Source organism: Clostridium nigeriense, assembly GCF_050585245.1.
Lineage (GTDB): Bacteria > Bacillota > Clostridia > Clostridiales > Clostridiaceae > Clostridium > Clostridium nigeriense_A.
Genome location: NZ_JBNOOF010000002.1, coordinates 265078 through 285845 on the forward strand (window position 1 = coordinate 265078; position 20768 = coordinate 285845).

Here is a 20768-nt window from a genome sequence, read left to right on the forward strand (position 1 = left end):
GTTACTTGACATATTGGATGATGTGACTATTTCGGAAAAGACTGGATTAGATATTGAAAAAGTTAAAGAGTTAAGAAAATTAAATTCTTAAATTGGGAAGCATGATAATAAATTATGAAAACTAATCATTAAGGTGAGTTTTTTATTTTAGAGATTTATAGAATGATTTATGTATCATATGAAAAATTTTAGATAATTATTTATAGTAAGATAATTTGAAAATAAGTATATTAATGATTATTAAATTTTAATTAGAGGCTGTAATATGTACAGCCTCACAATTTTTTAAACTCCGAAAGGAGTTTTTTCTTTAATTATGCATTATCAATTATCAATTATTCATTAAAAAGCTGTTGCAAGACAGCTTTTTCTAGAATCCTTTTTTCTTTGCTTCAACTCCGCTTTCATTAAGAGCTGGTTCTTCTGTAGTGAAGTTATAATGATTGTTAGCAAATTGGTTTTGTGTCTTTGAACCATTCTTTAAATAATTTTCTTTAGAATATTTTTTTCTATTTTGATTTTTCATATGTTTTCCTCCTAAAATATTAGTCATTTATATTATTAGAAGATTAATTAAAATTATGAACTAATATATTGGAATATATAGAAATTATTATTATAGAGATTTTATTTTCAAATTATACTAGTAACATTATGTAAATTTTAAAAAATCAATGATTTAATTTCTTTATAATGTTATAATCAATTAGCGAAATTAAAGTACACATATGTAAGTTTGCTTATACTGATGTAAGATTTTAATTAAAAATTCAAAACTTTAGTTGTTGAGTTTCTACATTTGATATATGATAATCTAATATAAAAGATATATAAATATATATCTTTTATATTTATATATAATGTAAGGTCGTCATAAGTTTACATATGTGTACTTGAAAACTTAAGTAATAAATTTACAAAGAATTTATTTGTAAATTGCTAGAAAATTATAAGGTAGGTGTTTAAATGTCAAATAATAGATTTTTACCAATAAGCAAAGAAGATATGAAAGAACGTGGATGGGAACAATGTGATTTTATTATAGTTACAGGGGATGCCTATATTGACCACCATAGCTTTGGAACAGCAATTATTTCTAGAGTCTTAGAGGATGCAGGATATAAAGTTGGTATTATTCCACAACCAGATTGGCATAGTACAGATGATTTTATGAAGCTTGGAAGACCAAGGCTTGCTTTCTTAGTTAATGGTGGAAACATGGATTCCATGGTTAACCATTATACTGTTAGTAAAAGACCTAGAGAAAAGGATCTTTATACTCCAGGTGGTAAAATGGGAGCAAGACCAGATAGAGCAACTATAGTTTATTGTAATAAAATAAGAGAAGCATATAAAAACATTAACGTAGTTATAGGAGGAGTAGAAGCTAGCTTAAGAAGAATGGCTCACTATGACTACTGGGGTAATAATGTAAGAAATTCTATTTTAATAGATAGTGGTGCAGACCTTTTAATTTATGGAATGAGTGAAAAGCAGATTGTAGAAGTAGCAAATGCCTTAAATGATGGTTTTGAAGCTAAATATATTAGACACGTTAATGGAACTACATATGCTATAGATTCATTAGATGAAATTTATGGAGATTACAAATTATTACCTTCAAAAGAAGAAGTTACAAAGGATAAGATGAAATATGCTGAAGCCTTTAAAATTCAATATGAAGAACAAGATCCAGTAAGAGGAAAAGTTCTTGTTCAAAAGCATGCTGATAGGTATGTAGTGTGTAATACTCCAGAAATGCCACTTACAAGAGAAGAGTTAGATAAGGTTTATGCGCTTCCATATACAAAAGAGTCTCATCCTATATATGATGAGTTTGGTGGAATAGCAGCTTTAGAAGAAGTTAAATTTAGTATAGTAAGTTCAAGAGGATGTTTTGGTAACTGTTCATTCTGCGCAATAACCTTCCATCAAGGAAGAGCCGTTCAAAGTAGAAGTGAATCATCAATATTAGATGAAGCAGTTGAAATAACTAATCTTAAAGATTTTAAAGGATATATACATGATGTTGGAGGTCCAACAGCTAATTTTAGAAAACCTGCATGTAAAACTCAACTTACTATAGGGGCATGTAAGAGTAAACAATGTTTAACTCCAAAGCCATGTAAAAATTTAATAGTTGACCATAGTGAGTTCTTAGGAATATTAAGAAAAATAAGAAAACTGCCTAAAGTAAAGAAAGCCTTTGTTCGTTCAGGGTTAAGATATGATTATATAATGGCAGACAAGAATGATACATTCTTTAGAGAACTTGTTGAGCATCATGTTAGTGGACAGTTAAAAGTAGCTCCAGAGCACGTAGCTGCTAATACTTTAAAATATATGGGGAAGCCATCAGGCGATACTTATGATAGATTTAGAGAAAAATTCTTTAAAATTAACAAACAATTAGGAAAAGAACAATACTTAATACCATACTTAATGTCAAGCCATCCAGGTAGTGGATTAAATGAAGCAATAGAATTAGCTGAATACTTAAGAGATACTAAGTATCAACCAGAGCAAGTTCAAGATTTCTATCCAACACCAGGAACTTTATCTACAGCAATGTTTTATACAGGAATTAATCCAATAACTGGGGAAGAAGTATATGTTCCTAAAACTAGAGAAGAAAAAGCTATGCAAAGAGCACTTCTTCAATTTAAAAATCCTAAGAACTATAACCTAGTTCATGATGCTTTAGTTAAGGCTGGTAGAGAAGACTTAATAGGAAATGGACCAAAGTGCCTTATAAAGTCAAAGGCTGATAGATACTTAGCCAAGGTTAAAAAAGAAGAAGCAATAGCAAGAGGAAATTCTAAATCAAGAAAATCTAACTCAAAACAAAGCTCTAAAACCAAATCATCTTCAAAACCGACATCAAAATCTAGGTATGGAGAAGTTAAAGGAAAAGGACAAAAGCCAAGAAACAGTAAGAGCAATAGTAGAAGAGGAAGATAAAATATTAAGATTATTTATTGGAGTAACCCTATAACCAAAGGAGAACTAGTAAATGAAGAAAAGTTTTAATATAGATAAATTTGTATTAAAATATCCACATGTGGAGCAAATAATTAAAGATAATAATATAGATGTTGAAGTATTAAAGGATATATATAATGATTTTGTAGATTATGAAGTTTCTTATGAGAATCAAGCAGACTTTATAGCTAATATTTTACGTTCTCAGCCAATGGTTCATTCAGTAAAATCAAGAATAAAGGAACCAAATAGATTAATTGAAAAAATTATAAGAAAAACTGAAGATAGAAAATTAAAATATGGTAACAACTTTCAATTTGCTCTAGATAATTATAAGAATGAAATAAATGATTTAATTGGAATTAGAGTTATACATATATTTAAGGATCAGTGGCAGGATATTCATGAATTTATAACTAAGACTTGGAAGGTTATTGAAGTTACTGCAAATGTTAGAGAAGGAGATAATACCAAGAAGTTTGAGGAACTTAATATAGAGGTTAGATCCAGAATATCTGGATATAGATCAGTTCACTATTTAGTAGAGCTAAATTTTACCCATGAATATACAACGATTGCTGAAATTCAAGTAAGAACTATATTTGAAGAAGGATATGGAGAAATAGACCATTTATTAAGATATTCGCATTATCAAATTCCTGAAATATTAGCATCCAATCTATTATTATTCAACAGAATTGTAGGAAGTGCCGATGAAATGGCATCTTTAATTAATGATCTCAGTAAAGAATGGTTTAGTAAAGAAGAAGAATTATTAAAAATAATAGAAGAGCAAAAAGAAGAAATAGAAAAATTAAAAAGTTTAGAATAAGTGAAAAGCAGATTTGAATTATCAAGTCTGCTTTTTACACTTCAATATACAATAAACCTTCTTCATCGAATGGAAGTTCATTAAGAATTAAAATATAGATAAAAGTTAACTATGTAAAAATTATGATTATTAAGATATTAATATGTATATAATAAAAAATGGTTATTATAAAAACGATCACATAAAAAATATGTTTATTTATAGTATATCTAATTTGAAAAAAATATATTTTAAGTTAAATTGACATAATAATATCAAAGTTTTAAAATTAAAGAATATTTTAGTTTTAAAGGGAAAAAATAGAATATAAAAACTTTATAACAAAGAAAGAAGTGTTGTCAACTATGTCATTAGAAAGTATGATTATTAAAAAATTTTTTAAGCAAAATGATCAAACGCCTTTTAAGGTCATATTTAAAGATGGAGAAGTATTAGATATGGGTGAGGGAAGCCCAAAATTTGTAATTAAGGTAAATGGAAATATAGATAAAAAGTTACTAGTTAATAGTACATCATTAGCCTTAGGTGAAGCTTATATGGATAAGACCTTAGATATGGAAGTAGGAGATTTATATGATGCTTTAGATATTTTATTAGGAAAATTAGATGAGTTTGATGTTGACGAGAGTGCATTAAGCAAATTAATATTTACATCAACATCTAAGAAAAATCAAAAGAAAGAAGTAACTTCCCATTATGATATAGGAAATGATTTTTATAGTCTTTGGTTAGATGAAACTATGAGTTATTCATGTGCATATTTTAAAAATGAAGATAATACTTTATATGAAGCACAAAAAAATAAAGTTGAGTACATATTAAAAAAATTACAACTTCGAGAAGGCATGACTTTACTAGATATAGGATGTGGTTGGGGTTACTTGCTTATTGAAGCTGCTAAGAAATATAAAATTCATGGAGTTGGAATTACTTTGAGTGAACAACAGTATTTAAAATTCAAAGAAAGAATTAAGAAAGAAAATTTAGAAGAATATTTAACAGCTGAGTTAATGGATTATAGAGATTTAGAAAAAAGCAATTTAAAATTTGATAGAGTTGTAAGTGTAGGAATGCTTGAACATGTTGGTAGAGATAACTATAATCTTTTCTTTAAAAATGTAGATTCAGTGTTAAAGGATCAAGGAGTATTTTTATTACACTATATTAGTGGAAGAAAAGAACATCCAGGAGATCCATGGATTAAAAAATACATATTCCCAGGTGGAGTTATCCCTAGCTTGAGAGAAATCATAGATATAGGTAGTGAGTTTGATTATTATACATTAGATGTAGAAAGTTTAAGAAGGCATTATCAAAAAACACTACTCTGCTGGTATAATAATTATAAAGATAATATAGATAAAATTTCAGAAATGTTTGATGAAAAATTTGTTAGAATGTGGGGATTATATTTAGCTTCTTGTGCAGCATCTTTTCATAATGGAATGATAGATTTACATCAGATTGTATTTTCAAAAGGAAACAATAACACATTAGAAATGACTAGAGATCACTTATATAAATAATATAAATTGATAATGCATAATTGATAATGGATAATTAAGGATGTTTTGCACAGCAAAACTCAAATTCAATTGGTGCGAAGCACTTTTTATTAAAAATTCGCTACGATTTTTTTCCTTAATTATGCATTATGCATTATCAATTATCCATTAAAAAATGCTTGCATTTTTTTTGCTATTGACTAAATATAGATAATAATCTATATTTAATAAAGAATATATAGATATATATCTATATACAAATAATGAATAGGAGATATTGGGATTTAAATGAGTAAAGACTATGAGATGAATATTAAAGTACTTAAGGCATTAGGAGAAATAAATAGACTTAAGATTGTAGATATGCTGTCTTCAGGGGAAAAATGTGCATGTATAATATTAGAAAGCTTTCAGTTTACTCAACCAACCTTATCACATCATATGAAGGTATTAATGGACTCTGGTATTGTTAAATGTAGAAAAGAAGGAACTTGGATATATTATAGTTTAGATCATAAATTATGTTCTGATTTTTTAAGTTTCTTAAAAAATATTTTGGAGTAATGAAATGAGAAAGGTTGATTTAACTAAAGGAAATGTCTTGAAGGTTTTAGTAACTCTAGCATTGCCAATAATGGGAAGTTCTTTATTACAGTTTACTTATAATTTAATAGATATGTTATGGGTAGGAGCTTTAGGTAGTGATGCAGTAGCAAGTATAGGCTCATCTAGCTTTTTTATTGGACTTGGTTATTCAATTAATGCTTTTGTAGTTATAGGAACTGGAATAAAAGTTGCTCATTCAATTGGGGAAAAAGATGATAGTGCTGTTGAAGAATATATATTTAATGGAATTATTTTAAATGCAATTGTAGGAGGAATATATTCTTTAATATTAATAATCTTTGGTAAAAGCTTTATACAGTTTTTAAATTTAGGAAACACTATAGTTGAAAGAGATGCATATATTTATTTAGCAATTAGTGCACCGATGCTATTTTTTTCTTTTTTTAATACATTGTTTATTAGATTATTTAATAGCTTTGGAATTAATAAATCTGCATTAAATATAAGTGCAGTAGGTGTAATAATTAATATGATATTAGATCCAGTAATGATTTATATTTTAAAGCTTGGAGTTACTGGAGCTGCAATTGGAACTTTAATTGCAAATGGTATAATGTTTTTGCTTTTTATTAAAAAATCACGAAATTTGTATAATTTTAACTTCAAAATAGGATTAAATTATAATAAGATTAAAGAAATTACAATTTTAGGATTGCCAATGTCCTTTCAAAGAGTATTATTTACTTTAGTAAATATATTATTGGCTAGAATAATTGGAAGTTTTGGCTCAGAAGCTATAGCAGCTCAAAAAATTGGTTTACAAATAGAATCCGTGGTATATATGGTAGTAGGAGGATTAAATGGTGCTATAGCAGGTTTTGTTGGGCAAAATTTTGGAGCTAAAAAATATGAAAGAATAAATAAAGGTTATAATACAGCTATTAGTATAGGAGTTATATATGCTTTAGGCATAAGCATTTTATTTATATTTACTCCAGAAGTACTAGTAAGGCTATTTATTAGAGAAGAGAATACAGTATATATTGCAAGTGATTATTTAAGAATAATAGGGTATTCTCAAATTTTTGCTACTATTGAAATGATATCTAATGGTGTATTTACAGGTTTTGGAGTGCCAAAGATACCTGCCCTTATAAGTATAGGATTTACAATTCTTAGAATACCATTAGCCATGATACTTACAAGATTTTTTGATGTTAATGGAATATGGATTGGGATTTCAATATCTAGTATTTTAAAAGGAACAGTAGCATATTTAATATATAAATTTAAAATATGGAAGGTGTATAAAGATGTTAGATGTGATTCAGTCACTTAATTATAAAGAAGGGTTATTAAGAGGAAATTATGGAATAGAGCGTGAAACATTAAGAGTAGATGAAGACGGTAAGTTAGCTTTAACTAAGCATCCAGAGGTATTTGAATGTAAAATTACCCATCCATATATAACAACTGATTTTTCAGAAAGTCAAATAGAGCTTATAACTCCACCATTAAGAACTGTAGAAGAGGTTTATAATTTTGCAAATTCTCTTTATGATATTACTGTTTTAGAACTTAAAAATGAATATTTATGGCCACAATCAATGCCATGTAGTATTCCAGAAGATGATTTAATACCTATAGCAGATTATGGAAAATGCAAGAGTGGTGAAGGTGCTAGTGATTACAGAAAAAAACTTTTGAAAAAATATGGCGGTAAAAAACAATTAATATCAGGAATTCATTATAACTTTTCTTTTAGAGAGGATTTAATTAAAGATTTATATGAAAAAATAGGTGATAGTGAATCATATAGAAATTTTAGAGATAATATTTATTTAAAAGTGGTTAGAAATTATTTAAGATATAGATGGTTATTAATTTATCTTTTAGGTGGAACTACTACTATGCATGAAAGCTTTGGAGAAAAATGTGTAGTAGAGTTAGATAAGATATCTAAGGATAGTTTTAGCAATGAAGGTGCCATCTCTTATAGAAATAGTGAATGTGGTTATAAGAATCCTATAGATTTATATCCAAATTATACTTCTGTAAAAGAATATGTTGATAGTGTATATAAATTTATAGATGATAAATTAATTGATAGTCATAAGGAACTTTATACACAAATTAGATTAAAGGCTATGGATAATACTAGATTTTTAGAGTCCTTATTAGAAGAGGGAATTAATTATCTAGAAATTAGAAGTATAGATATTAATCCTTTTAGTAAAGCTGGGATATCTTTAGAAGATTTAAACTTTATTAATTTATTTACTATTTACTTACTTATAAAAGATGAAAGTACTTATGAAAAATGGCAAGAAGAAGCTCAAAATAATCAAAATATAATATCAATGTATGGACAAATGGATGTAGTTTTATATAAAGACGGAGAAACTATTTCTAAAACTAATTGGGCTTTAAATATTTTAAATGAAATGAAAGAAATAAATAATAAATTATCATTAGGAAAAGAAAGCTTAATTGATAATATGATAGAGAAAGTTAAAGATCCTAAGTTAACTTATGCTTATAGAATATCTGAAATGGTTAAAGAAGAAGGCTTTATAGAAAGCCATTTAAGATTAGGCAAAGAATATAAAGAAGATGCTTATAAAAACAGATTTAAATTAGAAGGCTTTGAAGATTTAGAACTTTCAACTCAGATACTAATGAGAGAAGCAATTAAAAGAGGTATAAAGGTAGAGGTTGTAGATAGATCAGAAAACTTTATTTCTTTAAAGAAGGAAAACCATAAAGAGTATGTTAAGCAGGCTACTAAAACTTCTAAGGATAGTTATATAACTGTATTGATGATGGAAAATAAGGTAGTAACTAAAGAGATATTAAAGAATAATGATATAAGAGTTCCAAAGGGAGATGAATTTTTTAGCTTAGATGAAGCTTTAAGAAATGCCTGTAGATATGTTAATAAAGCCATTGTTGTTAAACCAAAATCAACTAATTTTGGACTAGGAATTTCAATATTTAAAGAAGGTCCTAAGGAAGAAGATATAAAAGAAGCATTTAAATTAGCTTTTGAACATGATAATACTGTTTTAGTAGAAGAATTTATAAAAGGAAAAGAATATAGATTCTTAGTAATTGGAGATAAAGTACCAGGAATTCTTCATAGAGTACCTGCTAATGTTTTAGGAAATGGGAAAAGTTCTATAAGAGAATTAGTTGAAGAAAAAAATAAGAATCCTCTTAGAGGAAAGGGATATAAAACTCCATTAGAAAAAATAAATTTAGATGATAATGCAAGATTATTCTTAAAGCAATTAGGAAAAGATTTTGATTATATACCTAAGAAAGATGAAGTAGTATATTTAAGAGAAAATTCAAATATAAGTACTGGTGGAGATAGTATAGACTATACGGATTTAATACCACAAAAGTTTAAAGATATAGCAGTAGAGTCTGCAAAAGCTGTAGGAGCTAATATTTGTGGCGTTGATATGATGATAGAAGATTATAAGGATGAAAATTCTAAATATGCTATAATAGAACTTAACTTTAATCCGGCTATTCATATTCATTCTTATCCATATAAGGGAAAAGAAAGAGAAATAGCAAAAGAGGTGCTAAATATATTAGGATTTTTAAAAGAAAATAATAATTAAATTACATTAGTCTAATTGTAATTTTTAAAATTATCTAAAGGAGATAGCTCATTAAATTAGCTATCTCCTTTTATATTTATATTTTTACTAAACCCATTGTTTTCTTGTAGACCTATATTTCTTAATAAATATATAGTAATAAAATATGGATAGAAGTAGCAATGATAATATTAAATGTAGTAAAATATACTAAAAGAATAATTGCCTTTAGATTCCAATTTTTGGGCTTCATGGGGTGAATTTTGAAAGGAGTTTTAATTAATATGGAATATAACATTAATAGAGAATATGTACTTAACACAGCTAAGAAAATACTTGAATTTGATAGTCCAACAGGTTTTTGCTTTGATATTATAAAAGTAATTGAAGAAATTGCATCAGGATTTGGGTATAAATTTGAGACAACTAGAAAGGGTTGTGGAGTTATTACTATTCCAGGTGAAAGTAATGAAAAAGTAATTGGACTTTCTGCACATGTAGATACTTTAGGTGCAATGGTTAGATCAATAACTAGTAATGGTACATTAAAGTTCACATTGTTAGGTGGACCAATTCCAGCAACTATGGATAGTGAGTATTGTAAGATTAGAACTAGAGATGGAAAGATATACACAGGAACATTTTTAAGTACTAGTCCAGCTGTTCATGTTTATCCAGATAGTAAGGATAAGAAACGTGATCCAGAAAATATGGAAGTTAGAATTGATGAAAAAGTTCTATCAAAAAAAGATGTTGAAGATTTAGGAATATGTCCAGGTGATTTTATATTTATTGATCCTAAAACTACTATTACTGAAAGTGGGTTTATAAAGTCTAGATTTATAGATGATAAAGGTAGTGTATCAGCATTAATGGGGTTATTAGAAGTATTTAATAGAGAAAAAATAACTCCTAAATATAAAACTAAAATATTTATTTCTGTTTATGAAGAAGTAGGTCATGGATCTTCATATATACCTCAAGATATAACTGAAATGATAGCTGTTGATATGGGATGTATTGGTGATGATTTAAGTTGTACTGAATATGATGTGTCTATTTGTGCTAAGGATTCAGGTGGACCTTATGATTATAATATGGTTACTAATTTAGTTAATTTAGCAAAAGAAAATAATATTAGATATGCGGTAGATATATATCCAATGTATGGTTCAGACGTTGGAGCAGCGTTAAGAGGTGGAAATGATATAAGGGGAGCGCTTATAGGACCTGGAGTTCATGCATCTCACGGAATGGAAAGAACACATTATGAAGCTATTGAAAATACTATAAAATTACTTATAGCATATTTAATGTATTAAAGAATATAATTTTTTAAATCATTTTAGAAACTTTTAAGAAAAATTATAATTTATATTAAGGTTATATTAAGAAAGATGGGGTAAACTAAAAGTCGTTAAAAAGATGACTTGGAGAGTTGATAGAATGGATAGTATACAAATCGTAATTGAATATTTTGCAAGATATGGCTTAATATTTGTATTTATAATTATTTTTTTAGAGTATTTAAATTTCCCCGGTCTTGGGGCTGCCATAATAATGCCTGCAATAGGAATGGCAGCTGCAAAGGCTGGAATAAGTTTTTTTGTAGCACTTATAATTTCAGTAATAGCTGGAGCCTTAGCGAGTTATGTTTTATTTGGAATATCATATTGGTTTGGTCAACCAATATTAACTAAGATTTATAATAGATTTCCTAAGACAAGGAATTCTATAGATAAGGTTTGCTTATATATAGAAAATTACGGAGATAAGGGAGTTTTATTTATAAGATTAGTTCCAGCAGTTAGAACATTAATTCCTTTTGTTGCTGGAATGTTTAGGATGAATATAATTAAATTTTCAATTTACTCTACCATTGGTATAGCAATTTGGAATGCAGCTTTTATTTATGCAGGATATGCCTTTGGATATTTTTTTATTTAATATATGACATATTTACATAGAAGGGAATATATTGTTACTATGATCTAACTTAAGGAGTTGAGTTTATGAACTTAAATGAAGATTCGTCATTATATGATAATGATGAGGAAGACTATAATGAAGAACGTAGTAATATATGTCCCCTTGTAGATCCATCAGATCCAAAGACTATACCAAAGTTTGTAGATAAGCTACCAATACCAGTTATAGCAAAGCCTATGCAAGGTATAGATAGAAAAGGAAATGAAGAGTCAGAGCAATACAAAATAATAATGAAAGAAGCTAAGCATTATTTTTCATGTTATTTTCCACCAACAAAAGTATGGACTTATAATGGATTATACCCAGGCCCAACTATTGAAGCATTTAAAAATATTCCAAGCTATGTATTATGGGAAAATCAGTTGCCTAATAAACATTTTTTACCTTATGACAAAACTTTACATGGAACTATAGATGATCCAGAAGTTAAGACTGTAGTACATTTACATGGGGCAAAGGTAAAAAGTAGTAGTGATGGTCATCCAGAAGCATGGTTCACTAGGGATTTTAAAGTAGTAGGACCTGAATTTAAGAAAAAAGTTTATAAATATGAAAACTATCAATCAGGAGCTACATTATGGTATCATGACCATGCTATGGGACAAACAAGGTTAAACGTCTATGCAGGACTTGCAGGAATGTATATTCTTAGAGATGAATTAGAAGAAAGATTAAATCTGCCTAAGGGAGAATATGAAATACCATTAATTATACAAGATAAGTCTTTTACTAAGGAAGGAGAGCTTTTTTATCCAAGTGAACCTCCATTTCCAGTAGAAGTTTTTCCATCAATAGTGCCTGGATTTTTTGGAAATACTATTGTAGTTAATGGAAAGGTTTGGCCATATTTAGATGTAGAACCTAGAAAATATAGATTTAGAATATTAAATGGATCTAATAGAAGGCAATATATTTTAAGGTTAGATAATAGTGAAGAATTTATACAAATAGGAACAGATGGAGGCTTAATTGAAGCACCAACTAAAATATCTGAATTTAAGATTATGCCAGCAGAAAGAATTGATTTAATTATTGATTTTTCTAAATATAAGGGAGAAAAGATTACTTTGATGAATGATGATACTTCTTCTCAAGATCCGGGAACTGAAATGATTATGAGATTTAATGTGAAGAAACAGTTAAAGGGAAAGGATGAAAGCTCTATTCCTGATATTTTAAGAACTTCTCATGGACCGAATGAAAATACTGTTAGTAAAAAAAGAAGATTAACATTTGGAGCAATGACGGATCGGTATGGACGACCTATGCTTCATATAGATGGAATGAGTTGGAGTGATCCAGTAACAGAAACAGTAGAGCTTGATTCAGTTGAAATATGGAATTTAATTAACCCTATGCCTGTGCCTCATCCTGTCCATATTCACTTAATTCAATTTAAGCTTTTATGGAGAAGAGCATTTGATGTTGAGCATTATGAAAATACAGGAAAAATAATCTTTACAGGAGAAGAAGAACCACCTAAAGATTACGAAAGAGGATTTAAAGATACTATAGATTCAGAGCCAGGTAAGGTTACAAGGATAATTATGCAGTTTAAGGGTTATTCAGGAGATTTTGTTTGGCATTGTCACTTCTTAGAACATGAAGATCATGAAATGATGAGGCCGTTGAAAGTAGTTAAATATTTAAATTCAAAATAATAAATATTTGTTTAGTGACAGTAGATAGAAGATTAAAGGTCTATCTACTGCTTTTTATAATTATTAAGGGGGAAGAATTTATGTATAAAAATATTATTTTTGATTTAGGAAATGTATTATTAAGTTTTAATCCAAAAGAATATTTAAAAAGTAAGATAACTGAAGATAAGATAGATGATGTTTATAAAGCTATATTCCAAAGTGAAGAGTGGGTTATGTTAGATAGAGGGACAATTACTGAAAAAGATGCTATTAATAACATAATTGAAAGAAATACTACGTACAGAGATGATATTAATTTAGTGTTTAAAGATTGGTATGATATTTTAAAGCCAATTGAAGAAACTGTAGAAGTATTACAAAGTCTAAAGGAAAATGGGTATAATATATATTATTTATCAAATTTCCATGAGCTAGCATTTAGGGAAGTAACGACAAAGAATAAGTTTTTTGAACTATTTGACGGTGGAGTAGTGTCTTATGCTGAAAAACTAATTAAACCAGAAGAAGAGATATATAAGTTGCTTTTAAAAAGATATAACTTAAAGCCAGAAGAAACTATTTTTATTGATGATACAAAGGTAAATGTAGATGGTGCAAGTAAATTAGGAATTAAAGCTATTTTTCTTGAAAATCCTAAGGCTTTAAGAGGTAGTTTGAAAAGTTTAAATGTAAATATAGAATAAATTAAAAAATATCTATAGACCTTTTACTTGCTATATAACATAATACTGGAGTAAAATATAGAAAGTTATTTAAAATGTTATAAAAGTGAGGTAATTTAATGAATATAGATAAATTTGAAGATATGGGATTAAAGCCTGAAATTCTAAGAGCTTTAAGAAATTTAGGTTTTGAAAGCCCATCAGAAGTACAAAAAGAAGTTATTCCAGAAATGCTTAAGAAAAAGGATATAGTTGTAAAATCTCAAACAGGTAGTGGTAAAACTGCGAGTTTTGGAATTCCACTTTGTGAACTTATTAATGAAGAAGAAAACATAGTTAAGGCGTTAATATTAGTTCCAACTAGAGAGCTTGCAATGCAAGTTAAAGAGGATATTTCTAATATTGGAAGACTTAGAAAAATTAGATCTGCAGCAATTTTTGGTAAGCAACCTTTTAATGAGCAAGTAAGAGAGCTAAAACAAAGAGTCCATATAGTTTGTGGAACTCCAGGAAGAGTAATAGATCATATAAAAAGAGGAAACTTAGACACTAGATATATTGAGTATGTAGTTATAGACGAAGCGGATAAAATGCTTAATATGGGTTTTATAGATCAAATAGCTGAAGTATTAAGTGCTTTACCAAGTAATAAAAATACTGCGTTATTTTCAGCTACTATACCTAGTGAAATAGAAGGACTTTATTCAAAATATATGAATAATCCTGAAATTTTAAATGTTAAATCTAAAGTATTTAATAGAGAAAAGATAAGCGAAAAATATATAATATCAAGTAGAGAAGATAAGTTCAAAACTTTATTAAAACTTCTTTATGCTCATACAGATGAAAGTGCAATAATTTTCTGCAACACTAAAGATTCAGTTAAAAATCTAAGTTCTTTACTTAGGAAAGAAAAGATTAAAGTAAATGAGTTGCATGGAGATATGGAACAAAAAGAAAGATTAAAAGTTATGGATAGCTTTAAAAACAAAGAATTTAAAGTATTAGTAGCCACAGATATTGCTGCAAGAGGAATTCATATTAATCACATAACTAACGTATTTAATTATGAAGTGCCAATGGAAAAGGAAAGTTATGTTCATAGAATAGGTAGAAGCGGAAGAGGAGAAAAGAATGGATTAGCTATTACATTAACTTCTTTAGGAGAAAAAAGATTTTTAGATGATATTGAAGAATATATTGGTTATAAGATTGAGGAAATTTTCATTCCATCATATGAAGAAGTAATAGAAGGAAGAAAGAAATTTTTTGAGGATCAAAAAAACAATTACGGTAATACTGTAAATAACAAAAAAGCTATACATACCGAGGTTACAAAAATCCATATAGGTGCAGGTAAAAAGAAGAAGATAAGGAATATAGATATACTTGGAGCTTTCAGTAACTTAGAGGGATTAAGTGGTGAAGATATAGGCATAATTGATGTGCAAGATGGTTTTTCTTTTGTAGATATATTAAATGGAAAAGGGAATTCTATTTTAAAAAAATATAAAGAAATAAAAGTTAAAGGGAAGCTAGCTAAAATAAGTAAGGCAAAGAAATAGATAGCTATAAAAAGTATTATAATTGAAAATAAGAGTAAGCGTCAATTATTGATGATTACTCTTATTACGTTAAGATGTAATTTCTATAACTTTTTCATTAGGATTATTAAAAGTACGAATAAATATAAGAGGTTGCCCTTTTCTAGTGCTGATTAAAGTTTCTACCATTATTATTGGAGTTGTTAATTTTACATGTAAAAGATTAGAATACTGTGAGGGTACAATAATAGGTATAAACTTCTGAGTTATTTTGCATTCTGTAAGTATATGACTTATATCCAATAATTTAGGTAAATTATTAATGTCCTCATTATTTACAAAATCAGTATTAAAATATATTTCTTCAGCGCTAAGTGGACATCCTTCTTTTTGATTAAGACGTACTATACGTAAAACTAGATCGTCACTAGAAAGATTCATGATATGCCCAATTTCTTTATCACATTGTTCGGCTTTCTTAACCTTAAAATATAAAATAACACAATCTATTGAGTCTTGACCTCCTAAAATTTCAGTAGAGGTATTTTTCTTTATTAGTTTTCTATCCGCAACATAAGTTCCTTTATTTTTGTCACGATATAATATCCCTTCAGTAACTAGTTCATTAATTGCTTTTCTTACTGTCATACGGCTAGCCCCATATTTTATTGCCATATCTCTTTCTGAAGAAATAGGTGAAGTAGCTGGTTTATCTGCTATTTCTTCCATAATTCGATTTTTGATTTCTATATAAATCGGATTAGCCATGTGTTCACCACCTTTTATTACACAAACAATTACATAAAATTTTAAGAGTTAAGTAATTTTTTATCTTCAAGAATAGATTTTTCGATAGAATGTAGGAATTGAATAACTCTTTTTTTAGCCCCTTTTTTGAAAAATATATTTAAAAGTTTATAGTTAAAGTCCATTAAATATTTACTTCCTTTATAGTCTTCTATATAGGTTACATTTATATTATTTTTATCTAATGTTTCTATATAATAGGAAATTGTGTTTATTCCTGAACTAGACTGAAATTCAGCACTATAGCTTGTAGGTTTATTAAATTCAGTGATTTTCACATTTACTGTTCCTTTTCTTCCTAATTTATTATTTAAAATTTTTTTATAATGAAATCCTTTCTTTATATTATTCAAAGGAATTTCTTTTCCAGTAGTATTGCTAATATCATAAGCAATATTGTTTAAAAGATTGTTAAAAAAACTTTCAGCGTCAACATATAATATTTCGTTTATTTTTAGCATTTAAATCTTTCCTCACATTTCAAATGAATTAATATAAAAAATATTATAATATAAAATATCTATATTATTTTCTTAAAAATTGCATAGGTTAAGAAATAACCTATGCAATTATTTATATTATTATCATAATATATTTTTAATTATATTTATTATTAAGCTACTTATATATTTTCTATCTTTTTATTTAATGCAATAAATTTCTCTGCTAATATTTTAAATGATTCAGCACTCATCAATTGATCTTCAGCATGTATTAGTAATAAAGCAAATTCAGTATTATTTCCTTCAGCTTCTTGTTGGATTAATTTCATATGTGCAGAGTGACCTGAAGAAAAATAATTATCTCCTTCTAAAATTTTATCTTTAGCTCCATCAAAATTTCCTTCATTGGCAAGATCAATAGCCTCAATAAAACTTCCCCTAGCCATACCAACACTTGATATAATTTCAAAACAAATTAATTCTAAATTTTCCATATTTCCTCCAGTAAACTAATAAGGAGAGGAATTTTTCCCTCTCTTATATTGTTTTAAATTTAAATATTGGTTATTACTTCATTGTTAATTTTCAATACTTTATATAAAGTTTAAAATAATGTATCAATTCCAAATATAGAAGTTATATATACTTCAATTTGCAATATATAAATTATTACCTTTTTAATAATTGCAAAGCTTGATCTAATACTTTTTCACCATTCATTGTACCATATGCTTGCATATTGATAACTTCAACAGGTTTTCCTTCTGCAATTTCAACAATTTTTTTCTCTAGAAAACGAACTTGTGGTCCTAATAATATCATATCTGCTTTTCTAATATCGTTAGCTACATCAGCATTAGCAACTGCCCAAATATTCGCTTCAATCCCTTTTTTTATAGCAACCTCTTTCATTTTTTTTACCATTAAGCTTGTAGACATTCCTGCTGAACAAACTAGTAAAATATTAATCATTCTCTTCACTCCTTTATATTTTGGTATATACCATTTTATAAAATAATAGTATCATATTTTATAAATATTGCAACATATTTATTTTAAAAAATATATGTGATTATTTAATGAATTAAATTGATATTTGTCAGTAAATTTTAATGATAATAGAAAACTGAATTCTATTTATATTATAAATATGAAAGTTATATCTATTTTATAATATAGAAAACGATTATAGATGAAAATTGTTTAATATATTCATAAATATAAATTTTAATATTGACAAAAAAAAAGCAAACATTTACAATGAAAAATATACAATGGTATATACCAAGGGGAGGAGAAAATTAATGCAAGAAAAAGTACAGAATTTTATGGATGAAAAGTTACTTCCATGGGGGGTAAAAATTGGAGGGGAAAAACATTTAGTAGCAATACGTGATGGTTTGGTTACTACTATGCCTTTAATTATAGTAGGGTCAATATTTGTAATACTATCAAGTATTCCATGGGCTGGATTTAACCAGTTTATAGCTACCATTTTTGGAGTTGAATGGCAATCAAAGCTTGATTTTGTTGTACAAGCTACATTCAATATCATGGCATTATTAGATGCATTTACTATTGCTTATAGTTTAGCTAATTCTTACAAAGTTAGTGGCATATCAGCAGGAGTTTTATCTGTAGCAACTTTTGTACTAGTAACACCAATACAAGAAGGTGGAATTCAAATAGGATATTTGGGAAGTAGAGGATTGTTTGTTGCAATTATTGTAGGATTAGTTTCAACAGAAATTTTTAGAATTTTTGTACAAAAGAATATTGTTATTAAGTTACCGGAAAATGTTCCACCAGCAGTTAGTAGGTCTTTTGTAGCACTAATTCCATCGACTGTTTGTTTGACATTGTTTTGGGTTATTCGTTTATTAGTTGAAACTTATGGAAATACAAATATTCATGATCTTATTTATAAAATTGTAGGTCAGCCGATTTCTATTATCGGAGGTGGATTTATTGGTGGACTGTTTGCTATCTTATTTACTACAGTTTTCTGGTCAGTTGGTATTCACGGATGGGATTTAGTACTTAGTGTAATGCAACCTACATGGTTACAGTTTGTTGATGAAAATCGTATAGCATTTCAAAGCGGAGAAGCAATTCCACATATTATAAATTATACATTTATGAATACATTTGTATGGATTGGGGGAAGTGGTGTACTTCTTGGTTTAGCAATTTTATTATTCTTTAAAAGTAAAAGTAAATACATGAAAGAAATGGGTAAAATAGGTTTTCCACCAACGGTATTTGCAGTTAACGAACCTTTGATGTTTGGATTACCAGTTGTAATGAATCCAATAATTTTGATTCCGTATGTAATAGCACCTATTGTTTGTTATATTATCTCTTATGTATCTATGTCATTAGGGATTGTCGCAAAAGCTGTAGTATTGGTACCATGGTCAATGCCGCCAATCATCGGAGGATATTTGGCTACTGGTGGACATATTTCAGGCGTAATTTTACAAATAGTAAATATTATTATTTCAATTATAATCTATTATCCATTCTTCAAGATTATTGATAGAAAATCATATATTGAAGAAAATGAGGAAAAAGAAAATTAATTTTAATAGGAGGCAATTAATTTTATGAAGATTAAAAGATTACTTAACTGTTCTGCGTCCGATTTTGCTAGTTTTGATAAATTAAACTTAATATCAAGTATTGCAGTAAGTGCTGGGCGAACTATTTTAGCAGAAAATGATGTGCAATTGGATCCAATGACAAAAGGAATAACTAATGCTGAATATGTAGCGGCATTTGGTACAGATTTAATTCTATTAAATTTATTTGATTTTGGAACTTGTGAAATAAAGGGTATAGATAAAACAGAGAATTGTATAAAGAGATTAAAAGAGTTAACTGGACGTCCAATAGGCGTAAATATTGAACCTGTTGATATAGAAGCAAAAACTCTTGAATTAACTAAAACAATTTCGCAAGGAAGAATTGCTAGTGAAAAAAATCTAAAATTAGCCAATGAAATGGGTTTTGATTTTATTTGCCTAACTGGAAATCCATCAACTGGAGTATCAAATAATGAAATTGAAAAGTCTATTAAATTAGCTAAAAAAATATATAGTGGTGTTATAATTGCTGGAAAGATGCATGGCGCTGGAGTGTCAGAACCTGTAATTGATGAACAGACAATCACTAAATTTATTGATGCTGGAGCTGATATTATTTTAATTCCAGTAGCTGGAACTATTCCAGGGTTAAGTGAAGCAGAAATGTCTTCTTTAGTTAATTATGTACATTCTAAAGAGAAATTAGTAATGGGAGCAATCGGGACAACCCAAGAAGGATCAGATATAGGAACTATTAGGGAGTTAGCATTAACGAGTAAACGTGCAGGATGTGATATACATCATATAGGAGATGGAGGATATTCAGGTACTGCAGATCCAGAAAATATTATGCAGCTATCTATATCAGTAAGAGGGAAAAGACATACATTTCATAGAATGGCTTTGTCTATTAATAGATAATATAGTATATGCGTGAAGGGTATAAGTAAATCATTAATGAAAGTTTTATTGCGAATTTTTGCAAATAGAACTTTCATTTTTTTAGTACTTAATGAAAATTTATATTTACTACTCTATAAAAGTCTTGATACAAAAAAGATAATTATTTATATAATAATAGTAAGAGAAAATTAAAAATGTGATTAATAAAGTATATTATTTAGATAGCGAGTGTAAAATTAGTATTTTATTAAAAATATATATAATACTTTAGGACATAATATTTGAGATTGATACAAAATTATATAGAAAGAAGGTATTACTATGAAAATAATAAAAAAGGATGGAAGGTTAGAGGAGTTTAATTCTAAAAAAATTAAAACAAGCATAGAAAATTCAGCTAATGATTGCGATGCAGTTTTAAATGAATCAGATTTAAAAATCTTAGTTTCTGATGTTGAAAAGACTTTAATTAATATTAGAAAAGATTCTTTGATAACATCTAGCTACGAAGTAACTGGAGCTATTTTTGAGGTACTAAAAAGAGACGGATTTAATAATGTGTTAAAAGCTTATATTGAATTTGGAAAATAGCTTAATAATGTAAATATTAAATTAATTTATATATAAAGGTATGATATAATCATATTAAAATTCAATTTAAATGGAGGATTATT

At 27.6% G+C, this 20768-nt stretch carries 19 protein-coding genes; 14 read left to right on the top strand and 5 right to left on the bottom strand.

The window, feature by feature from the left end:
- Positions 1-370 precede the first annotated feature (370 nt).
- Positions 371-526, bottom strand: coding sequence for a hypothetical protein (locus ACQPUY_RS04585; protein WP_430839749.1), 156 nt, complete (start codon positions 524-526; stop codon positions 371-373).
- A gap of 440 nt (positions 527-966) precedes the next feature.
- On the opposite strand from ACQPUY_RS04585, the gene ACQPUY_RS04590 reads away from it, so the two are divergent.
- The 11 genes from ACQPUY_RS04590 (at position 967) to ACQPUY_RS04640 (ending at position 15377) form a co-directional block, all read left to right on the top strand.
- Positions 967-2961 (top strand): YgiQ family radical SAM protein, encoded by a 1995-nt coding sequence (locus tag ACQPUY_RS04590; RefSeq protein ID WP_430839750.1) that lies wholly within the window; start codon positions 967-969, stop codon positions 2959-2961.
- Between the two features lie 52 nt (positions 2962-3013).
- Entirely contained in the window at positions 3014-3814 is an 801-nt protein-coding gene (locus ACQPUY_RS04595) for a RelA/SpoT domain-containing protein (RefSeq protein ID WP_430839751.1), read from the top strand.
- A gap of 344 nt (positions 3815-4158) precedes the next feature.
- The gene (locus ACQPUY_RS04600; RefSeq protein WP_430839752.1) at positions 4159-5340 is read left to right on the top strand and encodes a class I SAM-dependent methyltransferase; all 1182 of its coding nucleotides are present in this window, start codon (positions 4159-4161) and stop codon (positions 5338-5340) included.
- 267 nt (positions 5341-5607) lie between these two features.
- Positions 5608-5883 carry an ArsR/SmtB family transcription factor gene (locus ACQPUY_RS04605; protein ID WP_430839753.1) on the top strand — a complete coding sequence of 92 codons (276 nt, stop codon included), beginning with the start codon at positions 5608-5610 and terminating at the stop codon, positions 5881-5883.
- A gap of 4 nt (positions 5884-5887) precedes the next feature.
- On the top strand, positions 5888-7225 hold the full coding sequence (locus tag ACQPUY_RS04610; RefSeq protein WP_430839754.1) for an MATE family efflux transporter: 1338 nt from the start codon (positions 5888-5890) through the stop codon (positions 7223-7225).
- The gene (gene gshAB / locus ACQPUY_RS04615; RefSeq protein WP_430839755.1) at positions 7200-9518 is read left to right on the top strand and encodes a bifunctional glutamate--cysteine ligase GshA/glutathione synthetase GshB; all 2319 of its coding nucleotides are present in this window, start codon (positions 7200-7202) and stop codon (positions 9516-9518) included. Before ACQPUY_RS04610 ends, gshAB begins: the two co-directional genes overlap by 26 nt.
- A 263-nt stretch (positions 9519-9781) precedes the next feature.
- Complete coding sequence (locus ACQPUY_RS04620; protein WP_430839756.1) at positions 9782-10819, top strand: M42 family metallopeptidase; 1038 nt, start codon at positions 9782-9784, stop codon at positions 10817-10819.
- Positions 10820-10943: 124 nt separating this feature from the next.
- Positions 10944-11444 carry a DedA family protein gene (locus tag ACQPUY_RS04625; protein WP_430839757.1) on the top strand — a complete coding sequence of 167 codons (501 nt, stop codon included), beginning with the start codon at positions 10944-10946 and terminating at the stop codon, positions 11442-11444.
- A gap of 65 nt (positions 11445-11509) precedes the next feature.
- Positions 11510-13147, top strand: a complete 1638-nt coding sequence (locus ACQPUY_RS04630; protein ID WP_430839758.1) for a multicopper oxidase family protein — start codon at positions 11510-11512, stop codon at positions 13145-13147.
- A gap of 80 nt (positions 13148-13227) precedes the next feature.
- A complete protein-coding gene (locus tag ACQPUY_RS04635; RefSeq protein WP_430839759.1) occupies positions 13228-13833 on the top strand; it encodes an HAD family hydrolase in 606 nt (201 codons plus the stop codon).
- A gap of 98 nt (positions 13834-13931) precedes the next feature.
- Positions 13932-15377 carry a DEAD/DEAH box helicase gene (locus tag ACQPUY_RS04640; protein WP_430839760.1) on the top strand — a complete coding sequence of 482 codons (1446 nt, stop codon included), beginning with the start codon at positions 13932-13934 and terminating at the stop codon, positions 15375-15377.
- A 69-nt stretch (positions 15378-15446) separates the two neighbouring features.
- On the opposite strand, the gene ACQPUY_RS04645 is transcribed toward ACQPUY_RS04640, so the two are convergent.
- The 4 genes from ACQPUY_RS04645 to ACQPUY_RS04660 all read right to left on the bottom strand — a co-directional run bounded on the left by ACQPUY_RS04645 (position 15447) and on the right by ACQPUY_RS04660 (position 17578).
- Positions 15447-16124 carry a GntR family transcriptional regulator gene (locus tag ACQPUY_RS04645; protein ID WP_430839761.1) on the bottom strand — a complete coding sequence of 226 codons (678 nt, stop codon included), beginning with the start codon at positions 16122-16124 and terminating at the stop codon, positions 15447-15449.
- A 41-nt stretch (positions 16125-16165) separates the two neighbouring features.
- Entirely contained in the window at positions 16166-16624 is a 459-nt protein-coding gene (locus tag ACQPUY_RS04650) for a DUF3284 domain-containing protein (RefSeq protein WP_430839762.1), read from the bottom strand.
- Positions 16625-16785: 161 nt separating this feature from the next.
- Entirely contained in the window at positions 16786-17100 is a 315-nt protein-coding gene (locus ACQPUY_RS04655; protein ID WP_430839763.1) for a PTS lactose/cellobiose transporter subunit IIA, read from the bottom strand.
- A 175-nt stretch (positions 17101-17275) separates the two neighbouring features.
- On the bottom strand, positions 17276-17578 hold the full coding sequence (locus tag ACQPUY_RS04660; protein WP_430839764.1) for a PTS sugar transporter subunit IIB: 303 nt from the start codon (positions 17576-17578) through the stop codon (positions 17276-17278).
- A gap of 332 nt (positions 17579-17910) precedes the next feature.
- On the opposite strand from ACQPUY_RS04660, the gene celB reads away from it, so the two are divergent.
- The 3 genes from celB to ACQPUY_RS04675 all read left to right on the top strand — a co-directional run bounded on the left by celB (position 17911) and on the right by ACQPUY_RS04675 (position 20685).
- A complete protein-coding gene (gene celB / locus ACQPUY_RS04665; protein ID WP_430839766.1) occupies positions 17911-19188 on the top strand; it encodes a PTS cellobiose transporter subunit IIC in 1278 nt (425 codons plus the stop codon).
- Positions 19189-19212: 24 nt separating this feature from the next.
- Entirely contained in the window at positions 19213-20112 is a 900-nt protein-coding gene (locus tag ACQPUY_RS04670; protein ID WP_430839768.1) for a haloacid dehalogenase-like hydrolase, read from the top strand.
- A 303-nt stretch (positions 20113-20415) separates the two neighbouring features.
- Positions 20416-20685, top strand: coding sequence for an ATP cone domain-containing protein (locus ACQPUY_RS04675; RefSeq protein ID WP_430839770.1), 270 nt, complete (start codon positions 20416-20418; stop codon positions 20683-20685).
- Positions 20686-20768 lie beyond the last annotated feature (83 nt).

What these genes read in the sequence shown, in the direction of transcription:
- ACQPUY_RS04625 (WP_430839757.1), top strand. Translation starts at nt 10,944, where the DNA reads ATGGATAGTATACAAATCGTAATTGAATATTTTGCAAGATATGGCTTA.
- celB (WP_430839766.1), top strand. Translation starts at nt 17,911, where the DNA reads ATGCAAGAAAAAGTACAGAATTTTATGGATGAAAAGTTACTTCCATGG.
- ACQPUY_RS04595 (WP_430839751.1), top strand. Translation starts at nt 3,014, where the DNA reads ATGAAGAAAAGTTTTAATATAGATAAATTTGTATTAAAATATCCACAT.
- gshAB (WP_430839755.1), top strand. Translation starts at nt 7,200, where the DNA reads ATGTTAGATGTGATTCAGTCACTTAATTATAAAGAAGGGTTATTAAGA.
- ACQPUY_RS04620 (WP_430839756.1), top strand. Translation starts at nt 9,782, where the DNA reads ATGGAATATAACATTAATAGAGAATATGTACTTAACACAGCTAAGAAA.
- ACQPUY_RS04585 (WP_430839749.1), bottom strand. Translation starts at nt 526, where the DNA reads ATGAAAAATCAAAATAGAAAAAAATATTCTAAAGAAAATTATTTAAAG.
- ACQPUY_RS04610 (WP_430839754.1), top strand. Translation starts at nt 5,888, where the DNA reads ATGAGAAAGGTTGATTTAACTAAAGGAAATGTCTTGAAGGTTTTAGTA.
- ACQPUY_RS04635 (WP_430839759.1), top strand. Translation starts at nt 13,228, where the DNA reads ATGTATAAAAATATTATTTTTGATTTAGGAAATGTATTATTAAGTTTT.
- ACQPUY_RS04675 (WP_430839770.1), top strand. Translation starts at nt 20,416, where the DNA reads ATGAAAATAATAAAAAAGGATGGAAGGTTAGAGGAGTTTAATTCTAAA.
- ACQPUY_RS04645 (WP_430839761.1), bottom strand. Translation starts at nt 16,124, where the DNA reads ATGGCTAATCCGATTTATATAGAAATCAAAAATCGAATTATGGAAGAA.
- ACQPUY_RS04600 (WP_430839752.1), top strand. Translation starts at nt 4,159, where the DNA reads ATGTCATTAGAAAGTATGATTATTAAAAAATTTTTTAAGCAAAATGAT.
- ACQPUY_RS04650 (WP_430839762.1), bottom strand. Translation starts at nt 16,624, where the DNA reads ATGCTAAAAATAAACGAAATATTATATGTTGACGCTGAAAGTTTTTTT.
- ACQPUY_RS04670 (WP_430839768.1), top strand. Translation starts at nt 19,213, where the DNA reads ATGAAGATTAAAAGATTACTTAACTGTTCTGCGTCCGATTTTGCTAGT.
- ACQPUY_RS04590 (WP_430839750.1), top strand. Translation starts at nt 967, where the DNA reads ATGTCAAATAATAGATTTTTACCAATAAGCAAAGAAGATATGAAAGAA.
- ACQPUY_RS04660 (WP_430839764.1), bottom strand. Translation starts at nt 17,578, where the DNA reads ATGATTAATATTTTACTAGTTTGTTCAGCAGGAATGTCTACAAGCTTA.
- ACQPUY_RS04605 (WP_430839753.1), top strand. Translation starts at nt 5,608, where the DNA reads ATGAGTAAAGACTATGAGATGAATATTAAAGTACTTAAGGCATTAGGA.
- ACQPUY_RS04630 (WP_430839758.1), top strand. Translation starts at nt 11,510, where the DNA reads ATGAACTTAAATGAAGATTCGTCATTATATGATAATGATGAGGAAGAC.
- ACQPUY_RS04640 (WP_430839760.1), top strand. Translation starts at nt 13,932, where the DNA reads ATGAATATAGATAAATTTGAAGATATGGGATTAAAGCCTGAAATTCTA.
- ACQPUY_RS04655 (WP_430839763.1), bottom strand. Translation starts at nt 17,100, where the DNA reads ATGGAAAATTTAGAATTAATTTGTTTTGAAATTATATCAAGTGTTGGT.